This is a genomic window from Bacillus sp. PAMC26543 (assembly GCF_014250375.1).
Taxonomy (GTDB): Bacteria; Bacillota; Bacilli; order Bacillales; family Bacillaceae; genus Bacillus; species Bacillus halotolerans.
In genome coordinates this window covers 3,288,006-3,305,315 of the sequence record NZ_CP060193.1, presented here as the reverse complement: position 1 = coordinate 3,305,315, position 17,310 = coordinate 3,288,006, and the positions used below count along the sequence as shown (strand labels likewise).

The window sequence follows — 17,310 nt, the reverse complement described above, 5'->3', positions numbered from 1 at the left end:
AGAGAGGCCAGCCTCTCTGCTTTTTTCTTATTTATCTTCGTCTTCTGTTGACGTCTCTGAATCCTCGCCGTGTTTTGTGTAATCATAATCGGAAGGGTTCACCTTTGTAAAACCTTTCGGGTTGTAGAAACGCAGCAGGTCTCCGTTTATGATTTTATCGGACATTTCGAGTTCCTTCTTGACGAGTGAGTCTTCTGACTTGTCGATCTCAGATTCATCAAGCTGTTTCCCGGTTTTTGTGTCATAGTACTTGCCGGATATTTTCGTGTACTTCGGTGATATAAAGTCTCCGTTGCGGAACGGAATTACTTCACGGTGTTCTTTAGATAAAATATCAGAACCGGACATCAAGTAGTCTTTCGTATCCACTCCGAGCAAATGCAGAAGGGTTGGAGCCACATCGACGTCTCCGGCATATTTATGAACTTTTTCGCCCTTCACGCCGGCAGCGTGAATAAAGAGCGGCACCCGCTGAAGCTGGGCGTTGTCATAATCGGTAATTTCATCTTTGCCAAGCACTTTCGCCATCGCGTTATTGTGGTTTTCAGAGATGCCGTAGTGGTCTCCGTACATCACGATAACCGATTTATCATATAACCCGTCTTTTTTCAGGTCATTGAAAAATTGTTCAATGGACTGATCAAGGTAATGGGCTGACTGGAAGTAGTTGTTGACGACAGAGTCGCCAAAGTCTCCAGCCGGGAAGTCAGTATCCCCCTCATCCATTCCGAATGGGAAGTGGTTAGACAGGGTAATGAACTTCGTATAGAACGGCTGCGGCAGGCTTTCTAACAGCGGCATTGATTCTTTAAAGAACGGTTTATCTTTCATGCCGTAGTTTTTCGTGTTTTCTTCGTTCATGTCATAGTAAGCAGAATCGAAGAACTTATCAATGCCTTCCGCTTTGTACATTTCGTTTCGGTTCCAGAACGTCTGCGTATTCCCGTGGAACGTAGCAGATGTGTAATCTTTAGACTTCAAAATCGCCGGAACGGATTGAAGCGTGTTTTGCGCTTTATTAACGAAAACGGAACCCTGGGCCAGCGGGTACAGAGAGTTTTCCATCATAAATTCTGCATCCGATGTTTTACCTTGTCCTGTTTGGTGGAAAAAGTTATCAAAGTAGAACGTTTCGTTATCGTGCGCCAGTTTATTTAAGAACGGTGTCACTTCTTTGCCATCAATTTTATAGTCGATGATAAAGGACTGTAAAGATTCAAGTGAAACGTAAATGACGTTTTTTCCTTCCGCTTTGCCGAAATACACATTGTTCGGCACATCGTAATTGGCTTTCATGTAGTTCTCAACTTCCGTTACATCGCTTGAATCGGCAAGTGCGCGCTGGCTGTTGGATTTGACATTCTGCACAGCGTCATAAATCGTGAAATTGTATGTTCCTAAATATTTGACAAGATAGTTTCGGTCAAATGATCTTGTCAGCAATTCAGGACGGTCTGACTCCGCAACTGCCAGGTTGATTAAGAAAACGAGAATCGAAGACGCAAGAACGATTCGGAATGATTTTTTGTTAGACGTATCGGCAGGCTTGTTCACTTTAATCGCTAAGATAATCAGAATGATCGTATCGATAAAGTAAAAGGCGTCAGTCGGTCTCATCAGCGAAAATGCGCTGTCACCGAGTTGGCCGCCGTTTGTTTTAGCCTGCATAATGACCGGAATCGTAATAAAATCATTGAAGAATCGGTAATACACAATGTTTGCGTACAGTAAAAAAGACATTAAAAAATGAATCACTATGATGGCTGTCTGCTGTAATTTTTTCTTGAACAAAAGTCCAAATCCAAGAAAGAATAAGCTTGAGCTGAGCGGATTCACAAAAAGCAATATTTTCTGGATCGTGTTGTCTATTCCTAAATTGAAGTTCAGGACATAACCGACATACGTCTTTACCCATAACAGGACGACCGCAATTAAGAAGAAGGCCAGTCCTCTTTCTTTTATAAATGTTTTCATTGTTACACTCCTTTTTTCCGATCACAGTTCGAGCGAAACGATAGAAAAAACGAACGTATCCAATATAACACGAATCAGCGGATTAGAAAAGTGAAAATCGTCCGATGGAAAAAGTGGCGAAAAACGCCGTCGAATCAACGTTTTCTTAGGAATTTGCCAGATGTAAAAGCAGGTTTATTACTGTAAATAAAGGAATAATATGGTTTGTGACAGCTGTATGATAAAATATGTTCATTAATGAAAAGAGGTGGGACGATGGATTATTCTCATATTGTGTCTGAAGATAAGATTAAACGCGCCATCAAAGACGGAGAATTTGACAACCTGCCGGGAATGGGAAAACCGCTGCCAAAGGATGATGCGGCCCACTTGCCGGAATCCCTGCGGATGGGCTACCGAATGTTAAAAAATGCAGGGATGGCTGAGGATGAGGGTGCACTTAAAAAAGAGCTTATGACTCTCAACCATTTAATCTCCAAGTGCTATGACGAAAAGGAACGTGAGCAATTAGTAAGAAAAAAATCAGAAAAGCAGCTGATGCTCGATAAGCTTGCCGACAAAAAAGGCATGTTTTCCAAACCAGCGTCATCGTTTTATAAGAATCAAGTATATGAGCGGCTGGGGCGAAACAGACCTTCTTCCACTTAGTTTTCCTTGTCAGGCGATGTTTTTTAGCCGTCCAGCGTCCTTTCTTCCTCAATTTGACTTAGTTCTGTCTGCCCTAAAAGGTTTATGTTTTTCCATCTGTGGGGAATTGACCCATAAAAGGGAAAGGGTGATGGGATGCAACAACTATTAGAATGGGTAGAGCGTATATCTGATTGGCTGTGGGGGCCGCCGCTAATTATCTTACTGACGGGGACGGGATTGTACTTCACCATTTTGCTGAAGTTTTTTCAATTTCGCTATCCTTTATATATTTTGAAGCAGACGATCGGCAGCGTAGGAAAAAAGCCGAAGGGAGAGGGGACAGTTACGCCGCTTCAGGCATTGACATCAGCCCTCAGTTCGACGATTGGGGCGGCGAACATTGTCGGAGTGCCTGCGGCTACCATGTTTGGCGGTCCCGGGGCTGTTTTTTGGATGTGGCTGGTTGCCTTATTTGCTATGGCAATTAAGTTTTCAGAAAGTGTGCTTGCGGTTCATTACAGAGAAAAAAATGAGCAGGGTGAATTTGTCGGGGGACCGATGTATTACATAACAAAAGGGCTGCGCATGAAATGGCTCGGCGTGTTTTTTTCTGTTGCACTGATCGTAGAGCTGATTCCAAGCATAATGGTTCAGGGGAATTCAGTTTCAGTCTCTCTTGCCGAAACGTTTTCTTTCAATAAAATATACGCCGGAATCGGCATCGCGTTTTCATTGGTTTAGTTGTAATTGGCGGGGTGAAGCGGATCGGAAAAGTAACTGAGTTTGTTGTGCCTCTCATGGCAGGTGCATACGCGGGAGCCGGTCTCCTGATTGTTCTTATGAATCTTTCATCTGTGCCGGTGTTTTTCTCTCTTATTTTTTCGAATGCGTTTACTTCTTCTTCGGCAGCAGGAGGATTCGCAGGCGCTGCTTTGGCTGAAACCATCCGCTGGGGGTTTGCCCGCGGCCTGTATTCTAATGAAGCCGGGATGGGAACAGCCCCGATTGCACATGCAGCGGCAATGACTGACCACCCCGTAAGACAAGGCTTCTGGTCTGTGATCGGAATTGTCATTGACACCTTGATTATCTGCACCACCACGGCGTTTGTCGTCCTTGCATCGGGTGTCTGGACAGGGAAGAACGCCTCAAGTGACCCAGCAGCATTGACTACGGCTGCATTTCATCATTATTTCGGATCTGGCGGAGGGTACTTCGTTTCGATTTCTCTCGTCTTTTTTGTTGTCTCGACCATTATGGTTGTCATATTTTACGGCGTAAAACAAGCTGAATTTCTATTCGGACGGCTGTCGGGACATGTCATTAAATTCGTTTATTTAGCGGCTATTATCATAGGTGCCGCCGGCGGAGCAAAAGCCATCTGGGGCTTTCTGGACTTAGCGTTAGTTTTTATTCTCGTTCCGAATGTGATTGCGCTGTTATTATTGAGCAAGAAGGTAAAAGCGCTGTATACCGAATTTTTCACATCTGAACAGTATTACCTGAAAGATAGAAGAAAAACGAAACAGAGTGCTGTTTACCAGACAAAAGAAGCTGAAAACTCTTAGGGTTTTTGGAACTCAACATCGTCTTACTCTTGATGATCAATTAGATGAACAAAGGCAGCAAGATCGCATCACCACATTAATGAGCGTTATTGACTCTGAGGCTTTCTGTAAAGCCTCTCTTGAACCTCTGATGGCGGACTCGGCGATCGGTTCTTCAATGCTTCTCCTTTAGCCGCCTTTCATTTTTACAATCAGGCATTTTGACGTCGACAAAATAATAGTTTCAAACTCGTCTCTGCCAATACACTGGAAATAGACAGCGTATTGGCAGAGATTCTTCGTCTTTCTCTATTTCATCCTTCAGATGCCGCAAAAAGGAAGGAGGGCGTGATCCTGAATAGATTCAGATTTTACGATTCCTTCGATATATACAACAAATCCGCACAGTCCATTTCCGAAGTCAAACCCTCTAAACACGCTATCCCTGAGCAGCTTTCTGTTAATAGTGTTTTCCTTGAGATAGGAAAAATCGGCCCTTCCTTGTTGGCCTCGAGCTCACGGAGGAACTTGCAGGGCATTCTCGTGTTTATTCATAGGGTTCACCTCTCAAAACATTTGCTAGCTTTTTAGAGTAACCTTTCTGTTAAGCCATTCTATGACTTTACGAATAGTATGAAAGCGCTATAAAAAGTTGTTGACTACATGTATATACAGGAATACAATATAAACATAAGTTGTATATACAAGTTATCAAACGGAGGGGTTGGCATGGGGGAACTGAACAGATCAGCACGGCAAATTGTTGAAGCAGTCGGCGGTGCTGAAAATATTGCAGCGGCAACTCATTGTGTAACACGTTTACGCTTTGCGTTAATAGATGAAAGCAAGGTTGACCAAGAGGTGCTGGATCAAATCGATGTTGTAAAGGGATCGTTTTCGACAAACGGGCAGTTTCAGGTTGTGATCGGCCAGGGAACAGTCAACAAAGTATATGCGGAACTGGTCAAGGAAACGGGGATTGGCGAGTCAACAAAGGATGACGTGAAGAAGGCCTCAGAAAAAAATATGAATCCTTTGCAGCGTGCTGTGAAAACGCTTGCAGATATCTTTATTCCGATTTTGCCGGCGATTGTCACGGCGGGTCTCTTAATGGGGATCAACAATATCTTAACGGCGCAGGGGATTTTCTTCAGTACAAAATCGATTGTGCAGGTGTACCCGCAGTGGGCGGATCTTGCCAATATGATCAATTTAATCGCAGGCACGGCCTTTACGTTCCTGCCAGCGCTGATCGGCTGGTCGGCGGTGAAGCGGTTTGGCGGCAATCCGCTCCTCGGCATTGTGCTCGGCGTTATGCTCGTGCATCCTGATTTACTGAATGCGTGGGGGTATGGCGCCGCGGAACAAAGCGGAGAGATCCCCGTATGGAATCTTTTCGGCCTTGAAGTGCAGAAGGTCGGCTACCAAGGGCAGGTGCTCCCGATTTTACTCGCTTCGTATTTGCTTGCCAAGATTGAATTGTTTTTGACGAAACGGACGCCCGAGGGAATACAGCTTTTAGTCGTCGCGCCGATTACCCTGCTCGTGACGGGTTTTGCGTCCTTTATCATTATCGGTCCGGTCACATTTGCGATCGGGAATGTGTTAACTTCGGGGCTTATCTCGGTGTTCGGCTCATTTGCCGCGCTGGGCGGGCTGCTGTACGGCGGCTTATACTCAGCGCTGGTGATTACCGGAATGCATCATACGTTTTTGGCAGTTGATCTGCAGCTGATCGGCTCTAAGCTCGGAGGCACATTTTTATGGCCGATGCTGGCGCTTTCAAATATCGCCCAAGGATCAGCGGCGCTGGCGATGATGTTTATCGTAAAGGATGAGAAACAAAAAGGTCTTTCCTTAACATCAGGCATTTCCGCTTATCTGGGCATTACAGAGCCTGCCATATTCGGGGTGAACCTTCGCTACAGATTTCCTTTTATCATTGCGATGATCAGCTCAGGGCTGGCCGGGATGTATATCTCATCTCAAGGCGTTTTGGCAAGCTCCGTCGGTGTTGGCGGCGTGCCCGGCATTTTCTCGATTATGAGCCAGTACTGGGGTGCATTCGCAATCGGAATGGTGATTGTCTTGATTGTTCCGTTTGCCGGAACATACGCTTATGCGCGACTGAAACGTAAATAACAAAGGGGAGCGGGACGTGTTTTTGACGGTCCCTTTTTCCCATTTTCATTAAAAAAGACGGTGGTGGAGACAGATGAAAACAGAACAAACACCATGGTGGAAAAAAGCCGTGGTTTATCAAATTTATCCGAAAAGCTTTAAAGATACGACGGGAAACGGCATTGGCGATTTGAATGGAATTATTGAAAAGCTTGATTACTTACAAACGCTTCAGGTTGATGTTCTTTGGCTAACGCCGATTTACGACTCGCCGCAGCATGATAATGGGTATGATATTCGGGATTACTACACGATTTATCAAGAGTACGGCACAATGGAAGATTTTGAACGCTTATTAGCTGAAGCGCACAAAAGAGGCTTAAAAGTCGTCATGGATCTTGTGGTCAATCATACGTCAACTGAGCACAAATGGTTTAGAGAGGCGATTTCTTCAAAAGACAGCCCATACCGTGATTTTTATATATGGAAAAACCCGAACGAAGACGGCACAGCCCCGACAAACTGGGAATCGAAATTCGGCGGCTCGGCATGGAAGCTTGACGAAGCTTCAGGCCAATATTATCTGCACCTGTTTGATGTCACACAGGCTGATTTGAATTGGGAAAATGAAGAGGTCAGAAAGCATGTCTATGAGATGATGCATTTTTGGTTTGAAAAAGGAATTGATGGCTTCAGGCTTGATGTCATTAATCTGATTTCAAAAGACCAGCGCTTTCCGAATGCGGAAGACGGCGATGATGGCCGTACCTTTTACACTGACGGGCCGCGGGTGCATGAATTTCTGCATGAAATGAACGAAAAGGTGTTTTCACATTATGACAGCATGACGGTCGGTGAGATGTCTTCTACATCGATTGACCATTGCATCCGTTATACAAATCCGGGCAACGAAGAGCTTGATATGACGTTTAACTTCCATCATCTCAAGGTCGATTATCCAAACGGAGAAAAATGGGCCTTGGCTCCGTTCGATTTTCTGAAGCTGAAGGAGATCTTATCCGTGTGGCAGACGGAGATGCAGGCGGGAGGGGGCTGGAACGCTTTGTTCTGGTGCAATCACGATCAGCCGCGCATTGTATCGAGATATGGAAATGACGGTCCATATCGGGTGAAATCAGCAAAAATGCTTGCGACGGCCATTCATATGATGCAGGGCACGCCTTATATTTATCAGGGTGAAGAGCTCGGCATGACCAATCCGAAGTTTACCGGCATCAGCTCCTATCGGGATGTCGAGTCGCTGAACATGTATCACGCCTTCAAGAAAAAAGGCATGGCGGAGAAAGAGATTTTAGCCATTTTACAGGAAAAATCCCGTGACAATTCCAGAACACCCGTCCAGTGGGATGATACGCCGAATGCCGGATTTACAACAGGCACGCCATGGATACCGGCCGCCGGCAATTACCGGGAGATCAATGCCGAGGCGGCGCTGAAGGACAAACACTCGGTCTTTTATCACTACCAGAAGCTGATCCAGATCCGAAAAACCTATGACATTGTCACGGAGGGAACGTATGAACTGATCGCAAAGGATGATCCGAACGTTTTTGCGTATATGAGACATGGCGAAAATGAGAAGCTGCTCATCATCAATAATTTTTACGGGACGGAGGCAGCCTTTACACTGCCGGACACGCTGAAGCCCGGCGAGTGGAAGGCAGAGGTGCTTCTGACAAACGATGAAGAGAGAGAAGAACTGAAGAATATGACGCTCCGACCGTACGAGTCCATTGTTTATCATTTAACAAAACCGTGCTAAACTAAGCTGGGTGGTCATAAATGAAGGTGAATAAATTTATCACAATCTATAAAGACATCGCACAGCAAATTGAAGACGGCCGATGGAAGGCGGAGGAGATTCTTCCGTCTGAACATGAATTGACCGCACAGTACGGCACATCAAGAGAAACGGTTCGAAAGGCGCTTCACATGCTGGCTCAAAATGGATATATCCAGAAAATCAGGGGGAAAGGCTCCGTGATTCTCAACCGTGAAAAAATGCAGTTTCCGGTCTCTGGGCTTGTCAGCTTCAAGGAACTGGCGCAAACTTTGGGGAAAGAAACGAAAACAGCCGTTCACAAATTCGGGCTGGTGCCCCCGTCAGATCTGATCCAAAAACAAATTCGGGCACAGCCGGATGATGACATATGGGAAGTGATCAGGTCAAGAAAGATTGACGGGGAGCATGTCATTTTGGACAAGGACTACTTTTTCAGAAAGCATGTGCCTCACCTGACGAAAGAAATTTGCGAAAACTCCATTTATGAATATATTGAAGGAGAGCTTGGTCTTTCGATCAGTTACGCGCAGAAAGAAATTGTGGCCGAGCCGTGTACGGATGAGGACAGGGAATTGCTTGATTTACGCGGCTATGACCATATGGTGGTTGTGAGAAACTATGTCTTTTTAGAGGATACAAGTCTCTTTCAATATACGGAAAGCAGACACCGTCTGGACAAATTCAGGTTTGTCGATTTTGCGCGACGGGGAAAATAAAGAGCGCCTGCCTGCGGCAGAGCGCTTTTTTCTCTTGGTATCAAAATTGATACTATCATACAAAAATGTGCGTACTTTTACTTTTTATGAGAATGGCTACAATAGAAGTGAGAGTAACCAAAAGGAGAGGTGCTTAACATGGCAGATGTAAAGAAACAAATTCTGGACGCATACAATTTCAGACATGCGACAAAGGAATTTGACCCGAATAAAAAAGTATCAGACAGCGATTTTGAATTTATTTTAGAAACAGGAAGACTGTCTCCAAGTTCACTCGGCCTTGAGCCTTGGAAATTCGTTGTTGTCCAAAATCCCGAATTCCGCGAAAAGCTTCGCGAATACACATGGGGCGCGCAAAAGCAGCTTCCGACAGCAAGCCATTTCGTCCTGATTCTGGCGCGTACAGCGAAGGATATGAAATATAATGCGGACTACATCAAACGTCATTTAAAAGAAGTAAAACAAATGCCGCAAGACGTGTATGAAGGCTATCTCAGCAAAACAGAGGAGTTCCAGAAGCACGATTTGCATTTGCTTGAAAGCGACAGAACCCTGTTTGACTGGGCATCCAAACAAACCTATATTGCGCTTGGCAACATGATGACAGCCGCTGCGCAAATCGGCGTTGATTCCTGCCCTGTGGAAGGCTTCCGATATGATGAAATTCATCGCATCCTTGAAGAGGAAGGCCTTCTGGAAAACGGAAGCTTTGATATTTCTGTTATGGTGGCGTTCGGCTACCGTGTGCGAGACCCTCGTCCGAAAACAAGATCTGCAGTTGAAGATGTTGTGAAGTGGGTATAAAAAAGAAAGCTGCTCGATAAGGGACTGACCCCATAAGATGAGACAAATAAAAAACACCTTCAAGTTTGAAAACGGATCGTTGTTATCCGAAATAAGACTTGGAGGTGTTTTTTGTATGGGAACAAGAGTGAGTTATCCAATTGAAGTCAAACAGAAGGCTGTAGAAATGAGATTGGCAGGCGTGCCTATGAAAGAGATCATGCAGGAATTGAATATCAAGAATAAGACGCAGGTTCAGACATGGGCTAGATGGCATAAGGCTGGGGATACACATCGATTTGAACAGCCTGTTGGTAAGCAATACACTTACGGAAAAGGTCCGGAGTATTCTTCCGAATTAGAGAAACTGCAGGCAGAGAACCGTTATCTGAGACAACAAAATGAAGTTTTAAAAAAGTACAACGAATTGGAAAGGAAGTTGATAGCCAAACGTCAGTCGAACTTGTAGAAGGATTGCACGGCACAATGACCGTACAGAATATCTGTGTTCATTTAGGTATCTCACGAGCGTCTTATTATCGTTGGAAGAAGAACCTGATGAAAGATCATCCCAAGTGCCATTTGGAAAAACAAATCGGCACGTTGTGCCGAGAGCACAAGTATCGATATGGATATCGAAAAATTACAGCTATATTAAAAAAGGAAATGCGTATTAACCATAAAACGGTTCAGCGTATCATACAGAAAAATCAGTGGCAGTGCCGGGTTAAGGTGAAAAAGCGCAAGAAGAATGGGCAGCCATATGCCGTGGTTGATAATATATTAGATCGGAACTTTCAGTCCGATCATCCTCTTGAAAAACTAGTAACGGATATCAAGTATTTGCCTTATGGACAGAAACAATTGTACCTTTCCAGTATATTGGATGTATACAATGGAGAAGTAATTGCTTTCACGATTGGAGATAAGCAGGACACAGACTTTGTCTTAAACACACTTGATCAGCTGCCAACACTGCCTCAGAACTGCGTGTTACATAGTGACCAAGGATCTGTGTATACATCTTATGAGTATCAGAAAGCTGTTAAAACAAAAGGCATTACCATGAGCATGTCCCGCAAAGGGACGCCCGCTGATAATGCCTCCATCGAATCGTTTCATTCCTCACTAAAGTCTGAAACGTTCTATCTTAACAGCATTAATCGAACCACGACCGCCATCGTAGAACGCACTGTCAAAGAATACATTTATTATTATAACAACATTCGTATTCAAACGAAACTAAACAGCCAATCACCGATAAGCTATCGGCAATTGGCTGTATAAAAGGTGTTTTGATCCCTGTCTCAAAAACGGGGGTCAGTCCCATAACGAGCAGCTTTTTTTATGCTTCATTCGCTCTGTTCTGTTTTCTTCGCTGATGCAAATATAATGCTGTTCCGAGTGCGCTGATCAGAAATCCGGCCAGCAGGATGGAATACATGGAGGTGGCTGTGTCAGGAAGCAAGCCGCCAGCCGGTCCATCGGTTCCCGATCCGCCCGATCCATTTGTTGGTTCAGTGCCGGGAGGTGTTTGATCGCCGCCTTTGCCATCATTCGGCTGCTTTCCGCCTGGATTGTCGGACCCTCCGCCATTCTTGCCGTCGTCATCGCCGCCTGTCGGCTGATCGGACGGGAACGCCGGCGGTTTATCGTGAGCACCGGAATTTAAGATCGTGTATTCGCTGAAGTGGTTTGTGTATCCTGTTACAATATCATCGTCAATTGATCCCTTTTCTGTCTTTGTAAAAGTTTTCTTTTTCCGGTCGACATGGTAAATGGCAGGGTTGTGAGCTTCTTCAATATCAAACATCCGAAGCGATAGCTCAACCGGTTCCTTGAATGATTTCACTTCTTTTCCTATTTGCTTCACTGTAAAGTCATATACATTTGATAGGGAGACGTTTAATTCTCCCTTAGATTTGATTCCGATTTCAGTGTTCGCGGTTTTGATGTTCGCCATTGGAAGCTTCATGCTGTACCAGTAGTTGAACACCGTCAGGGAAGGATCTAATTCTCTATCCTTCAATAGCTTGACCTGGTCTTTTTTCATTTTTAGATTGATTGGTTTCTCTTGTGATCCTTCAGACGTTTCATAATAGACAAACGGCTTGTTGGCGTTTTTGGCATAAATCGCAAATTTGTCTTCATCGAGTGTCCAGCTGCCATCCTTCTGCTTTGTCGGCAGGAATACTTCTTTGATCCGTCCTTCCATTTTAGGAGAGACCTTGTCACCAAGCTTTTTCAGCTGCTCGGTGAAAATCTCATAATCTACGTAGCCGAGGTCTTCACCATGAGAAGCTTCCGTAAAGACAGAGTATCCGTCTCCACCGCCGCCGACAAAATGATTTGTTGCGACGCGGTAGGTATCATCTGTATTCAGATCAACTTTGTCTCCGTTAGGCGATTCGAATTTCACGTCTAAAACACGGTGTCCAGGTTCGTTGTTTAATGTAAAGGTATATTCGATTCCAGCCACCTGAGGGAAGGCCCCGCCTCCGTTCTCCACATTGCTTAAGCCTTGTTCAAGAGCTTCTTTGATTTGTTTTCCGGTCAAATCAGCCACGTAAAGCGTGTTGCCGAACGGCATTACGTTCAGTACTTCGCCAAGTGTGATCTTGCCTTTGTCAATGCCGGCTCTGATGCCGCCGCCATTTGTAATCGCAATGTTGGCGCCGGATGCTTCTTTCGCTTTTGCAAGCATGCCGTCCGCGATGAAGTTTCCGAGATTGGTTTCCTTCGTGCGCACATGCTCACGCTGGCCGTCAAGGGCTACATCCGTGTAGCCGACTTTTTCATTTTTGACGTCCTCTAATTCTTTTTTGAACTGATCGAGCTCTTCTTTTACTTCCGCGTTTTCTTCAGTATTCTCATCAATCGGCAGTGCGCTTAGATTTGATTTGTCTGTTTGAACGACGCCGTCATCATCAAATGCGACATCGACACGCCCTAAGAATTGGCCGTATTCTTTTGCCTGCGCCACGATTGTCGGTTCGTCGTTTTCCACGACCTCCATTTTGTCCACGAGAGTGTGGGTGTGTCCGCCGATGATCAAGTCAATGCCCTTCACTTTTTTGGCTAGCTCAAGATCGCGGTTATGCCCAATGTGAGTAAGCGCGATAATTTTGTTTACTTTTTCTTCTTCCTGAATCGTTTTCACGGTGTTCTGCGCAGTTTTAAATGCGTCGTTAAATACAATGCTTTTGCCCGGGCTTGATGTTGTGGCTGTGTCTTCTGTTGTCAGTCCGAACACGGCGACTTTTTCACCGTCAACGTCTAACAGAATGTACGGATGGATGCCCGGCTCTTTCTTTTCTCCCGCAGTAAAGGTCTGCGGCTTTTTGACATATGATTTCAGCTTAGGTTCATTGGATACATCCACATTCGCGCTGACGATTGGGAAATCAGGCGCTTCAAAGTGATAGCGATTCGCCGGATCGACAGTTGTGCTGTGCCCGCTGAGAAAATCAGAAAGAACGGACGGACCTTTATCAAATTCGTGGTTTCCGAAGGTCATGGCGTCATAACCCATCATGTTCATCAGTTTCAGGTCGGCTAAACCGTTCCATTTCGTGAAATACAGGTCGCCGGAAAACACATCTCCCGCGTCAAGCAGGATGTTGTGGTCTGTTTCGTTTCTTACTTCGCTGATTTTCGTCATTCGTCTGGCTGCGTCATCAAGGTGCGCGTGCGTATCATTTGTATGCATGACGGTAAGATCCCATAATCCGCCTTCAGGAGGATCGGTATCTGAATCGTCGTCAAATTGAAGCTTGTACACGCCATAGCCTTCATTTGAAGAATGTCTCACATAAGCGACATCATCGGCTTTGTCCGCAAAAGGCTTGGCTAAAAGCGAAGATTCAAACGTCAAATTCGTGCCGGAAACCGGTGCAATCGACCAGTTGTTATCGGCTTTTGGATTTAATGTTTTCTGTTCAATAATGTAATCCATCAGTACCTGTCTGTTTTCAACTGCGGAGCCGTGGACAATCTTATCACTCGTCAGATGAGGGAAACCGCCGCCGCCGGAGGCCCGGTAATTATTCGTGACTACGAGAAATTCCTGGCTCGGGCTGATCGGTTTGCCTTCATAGGAAAGGTTGATGATCCGGCTTGAATCCGCGTTAATCACTTTTCCGTTTTCGTTGTATTTAGCCGGTTTTGTGACATCGACCTGATAGGTAACGCCGTCAATCACGTCAAAGTTGTAGGAGCGGAAATTCTCATTCAGCAAGGCTTGATCGCCGCCTTTTGACGGATCGATTTGATTAAATTGGCCCGCTGACATGTCGAGCCAGTCCTTCACTTCGCTGCCGGTCAGCTTCACGATCTGGAGGGTATTATCGTACAGATACAAGTCACCGACGTTTTTAATCGCAAGATCCCCGGCCGGAATGTTTGTATAGTAATTGGCTCCGTTTCTGCCGCCGGCTTTAAACGGCGCGCCTGCTGACAAAATCGGAAGATCTTTATACTCGGTATCCTTCATTTCATTTTCCGCGTACCATTTTTGCGCATCTGTCACAATTTGAATAGAAGGGTCGTCCTTGACTTGTGCAAAGAAGCTGTTAATGTCGGCTTCTGTTTTTCCGACAGGCTTTCTGACATATTCCAGCGTGTTTTGATGTGTTTGCTGAATGGCTTTTGTGACGGCTTCGTTTCTGGATGTGACGCTGCCGGAAATTGATTCGATGCTGCCCTTGGAATCTGCGACCTTCCACGAGCCGTCTGTTTTTTCAAGCTTGAGGTCAATGACGCCTAAGTATTTGCCCCAGCTGCTTGGCATGACGACCGGAATGCCGTTAATGGTTCCTTTTTCAACATCGAACTGAGCGGCACCCGCATATTCTGCGGAAGGGAAGAGTCCGTGCTGATGGCCCGAGACAATCGCATCAATGCCCTTTGTTTTCGTGGCAAGGTCAAAAACGGCGTTTTCTGCACCTGACGATTGCGCCTGCTTTTCAATACCAGTGTGGGCAAGGGCAATAATGACATCCGCGCCTTCTGCCTTCATTTTCGGAATCGTTTCATTGGCAGATTCGACGATATCCTGCACCTGAACCTGTCCTTCGAGATTCTTTTTGTCCCAGGTCATGATTTGCGGCGGAACAAAACCTATGTAGCCTACTTTGATCTTCTGTTCGTTTCCGTTTTCATCTGTGACTGTTTTCTCGTTAATTGCATACGGCGTATAACGGTGTTCACCGCCAGTTGTTTTAACATTGGCGTTTACAATCGGGAAATCGGCTCCTTTTATCGTACCGTCAAGAAAGTCGAGCCCGTAATTGAATTCATGATTGCCAAGTGTTCCTGCGTCATACTTCAGCGCGTTCATGACGCTGATAATCGGGTGGGTTTTTGCACCGGAGATAATGTTGTCTTTTTCGTATTTCACTGCGTATTCGCCCAGCGGATTTCCCTGAATCAAGTCACCGTTATCCACGAGCAGGGTGTTTGGGTTCTCCTGGCGGTGCTTTTGGATCAGCTGTGCCGTTCTGGCAAGCCCGAATTCTGTCGTTTCTTTGTCGCTATAGTAATCGTAATCCATCATGTTGGCATGAATATCAGTTGTAGCCAAAATACTGAGATTCACTTGAGGAGCCATGTTTTCTTCTGCATGAACGGGCGGTGTTGGGAGGATTAGGCTAAGTATCATAATTGGGGGCAGCAGAATACGGAGAATGTTACTGACGTCTTTTCGTCTTTTCTGTATTCTCACCAGTTCTCCACCTTTCAACGAAATTTGTGTTACTGGTTCTATTGTAAGAATATTTTGTAAGCATTTGTAGATGTTTCTTTATGATTATTGTAAAAGGGAGAAAAATAAGTATTATGTATCATCTTTGGGTGATGTGAATTGGGTCATTATGCTTATCGTTTGTCAGCTCTGCAAAATGTTTATTATATTGTGGCTGGGGTAGAGTGTTTTATGTAGACATATTAAGGGGGAGGTTATCAATCATGGGTAAAAAAATCGCAGTTGTGCTGACAGATTATTTCGAAGACAGCGAGTATGCTGAACCAGCAAAAGCATTTAAAGAAGCGGGGCATGAGCTGACCGTTATTGAAAATGAAAAAGGGAAAACCGTAAAAGGCAAGCAGGGAAATGCGCAAGTCACAGTCGATGCGTCCATTGATGACGTAAACCCTTCCGACTTTGACGCGCTTTTAATTCCGGGAGGTTTTTCACCTGACCAGCTTCGTGCCGATGAGCGTTTCGTCCAGTTTACAAAAGCGTTTATGACGGACAAAAAGCCGGTATTTGCGATTTGTCACGGCCCGCAGCTGCTGATTACTGCTAAAGCGCTGGAAGGCAGAAAAGCGACAGGCTATACGTCCATTCGTGTAGATATGGAATACGCTGGGGCCGATGTCGTTGACCAGGAAGTCGTGGTTTGCCAAAATCAATTGGTCACCAGCCGCACGCCGGATGACATTCCTGCATTTAACCGCGAATCTTTGGCACTGCTTGAAAAATAACAAAAACGGACGCCCTGCGGGGACGTCCGTTTTTTCATGATAGCTTGGAACCTGCGGTCAGTTTATTGTATCTGTAATACAAAAAGGCAGCAGCTGCTGTTCCGATGACGGCAATGCCGAAGTCGAACATAAAGATATGGGCTATGCCTCCCGCTTTTGCGATGAGCCCGGTGGCAATCGGCAGCAGAATCGACGCAATACTTGAAGCTGTCGCAACAATTCCGGTGACAGTGCCTTTGCGGTTCCAGAAAAGCTCTGTCATTAATGTAACGGTAATTTGAAACACACCCGCGGTTGAAAATCCTAAGAAAAAGGCTGTGATGTCCAGTACAGCTGGGACGTGAACTGTCAGCATAACGGCAAGCGTACATAATGTAATAACCGGGTACAGCAGTGTAATCATCACCGGTTTTACCCATCTGTTCAGCAGAAGGGCTAATAATAAAACAGATACCAAAGCGCCTATACTATAGTAGCTCAGCAATTGTACGGAAGCTGATTCAGCTAACCCTACAGCCTTTTGGGCGAAGCTTGGAAGCCAGATTTGAGAGACTGTAAATAAAGCCGTTGATGTAAAACCAATGATAATCAGCGCGGCGCCTTCTTTCTTCATGTCGGGTTCAGATAAGAAAGCAGGAGATCCCTGTTGCCCGGTGCTGATGGGTTGTTTCTGTTTTTTTGGCAGCGAAACCGCTGATAAGCAAAGGATGTTCAGCACATAGACAGCTGCCGGCAAATAAAATGCATATCCGTAGAATAGGCTATGGTCTGCCAAAACTGTAATCAGGAGCGGCAAAAGAGCGGCCCCGAGAGACATAAAAGCTTTTACCAAGACATTCGCCGAGCTGGGAGCAGTTGGGAAGAGCTCCGTTAAAGCCGGATATGTTCCTGCGTCCATGGCCGAATTTGCGACTCCGGCTAATAAAGCAAACACAAACGCAAGTTCATAACTCGGTGATAATGGAATACCGATTAAAAAGACAGCCATCATTCCGGCGGAAGCCACAATGAGCGGTTTTCTGCCTATTTTATCTGATAAAACGCCAGATATTCCGTATGTCAGCAGCTTGCCGAATCCGATAGCCGCAATCACATAACTGATGCCTGTCGGGTCGGTATTCCACTGTTTCGTTAAGGAGGACATGTTGGATGCGAGAATGATATTGACCATTCCGAGCAAGAAGTAGTTGATGTACATTCCGGTTGCTGTTTTGACGTATTTCGTTTTCATTCTAGTACTCCTTCAAAATCT

10 protein-coding genes and 1 pseudogene are annotated in these 17,310 nt (G+C 45.4%); 8 read left to right on the top strand and 3 right to left on the bottom strand.

All coding sequences use genetic code 11. The features are described 5' to 3' along the window. Window positions 1–27 precede the first annotated feature (27 nt). Window positions 28–1,974: a lipoteichoic acid synthase gene (ltaS, locus tag H7F27_RS16745; protein ID WP_024120574.1), complete on the bottom strand. Its 1,947-nt coding sequence runs from the start codon at window positions 1,972–1,974 to the stop codon at window positions 28–30. 255 nt (window positions 1,975–2,229) lie between these two features. Here ltaS and H7F27_RS16740 point away from each other — a divergent pair, with 255 nt between their 5' ends. The 7 genes and pseudogenes from H7F27_RS16740 to H7F27_RS16710 all read left to right on the top strand — a co-directional run bounded on the left by H7F27_RS16740 (window position 2,230) and on the right by H7F27_RS16710 (window position 10,862). Continuing rightward, window positions 2,230–2,622 (top strand): DnaJ family domain-containing protein, encoded by a 393-nt coding sequence (locus H7F27_RS16740; RefSeq protein WP_059291655.1) that lies wholly within the window; start codon window positions 2,230–2,232, stop codon window positions 2,620–2,622. 135 nt (window positions 2,623–2,757) lie between these two features. Then, window positions 2,758–4,172, top strand: a pseudogene (locus tag H7F27_RS16735) (alanine/glycine:cation symporter family protein). Between the two features lie 708 nt (window positions 4,173–4,880). Further along, window positions 4,881–6,293: a PTS system trehalose-specific EIIBC component gene (treP, locus tag H7F27_RS16730; protein WP_185848172.1), complete on the top strand. Its 1,413-nt coding sequence runs from the start codon at window positions 4,881–4,883 to the stop codon at window positions 6,291–6,293. A gap of 73 nt (window positions 6,294–6,366) precedes the next feature. Next, a complete protein-coding gene (treC, locus tag H7F27_RS16725; protein WP_101860962.1) occupies window positions 6,367–8,055 on the top strand; it encodes an alpha,alpha-phosphotrehalase in 1,689 nt (562 codons plus the stop codon). 20 nt (window positions 8,056–8,075) lie between these two features. Then, window positions 8,076–8,792, top strand: coding sequence for a trehalose operon repressor (gene treR, locus H7F27_RS16720; RefSeq protein WP_101860963.1), 717 nt, complete (start codon window positions 8,076–8,078; stop codon window positions 8,790–8,792). A gap of 138 nt (window positions 8,793–8,930) precedes the next feature. After that, window positions 8,931–9,596, top strand: coding sequence for an NAD(P)H-dependent oxidoreductase (locus H7F27_RS16715; protein WP_101860964.1), 666 nt, complete (start codon window positions 8,931–8,933; stop codon window positions 9,594–9,596). Between the two features lie 115 nt (window positions 9,597–9,711). Further along, window positions 9,712–10,862 (top strand): IS3 family transposase gene (locus H7F27_RS16710; protein WP_185848171.1). Its coding sequence is split into 2 segments (ribosomal slippage): window positions 9,712–9,985 and window positions 9,985–10,862, totalling 1,152 coding nucleotides; the frame shifts between segments, so codons are not numbered across the junction. A gap of 58 nt (window positions 10,863–10,920) precedes the next feature. On the opposite strand, the gene H7F27_RS16705 is transcribed toward H7F27_RS16710, so the two are convergent. After that, a complete protein-coding gene (locus H7F27_RS16705; RefSeq protein ID WP_185848170.1) occupies window positions 10,921–15,297 on the bottom strand; it encodes a multifunctional 2',3'-cyclic-nucleotide 2'-phosphodiesterase/3'-nucleotidase/5'-nucleotidase in 4,377 nt (1,458 codons plus the stop codon). Window positions 15,298–15,539: 242 nt separating this feature from the next. Here H7F27_RS16705 and H7F27_RS16700 point away from each other — a divergent pair, with 242 nt between their 5' ends. Continuing rightward, entirely contained in the window at window positions 15,540–16,058 is a 519-nt protein-coding gene (locus tag H7F27_RS16700) for a type 1 glutamine amidotransferase domain-containing protein (RefSeq protein WP_024120581.1), read from the top strand. Window positions 16,059–16,092: 34 nt separating this feature from the next. On the opposite strand, the gene H7F27_RS16695 is transcribed toward H7F27_RS16700, so the two are convergent. Next, window positions 16,093–17,289 carry an MFS transporter gene (locus tag H7F27_RS16695; RefSeq protein ID WP_095714627.1) on the bottom strand — a complete coding sequence of 399 codons (1,197 nt, stop codon included), beginning with the start codon at window positions 17,287–17,289 and terminating at the stop codon, window positions 16,093–16,095. Window positions 17,290–17,310: the final 21 nt, after the last annotated feature.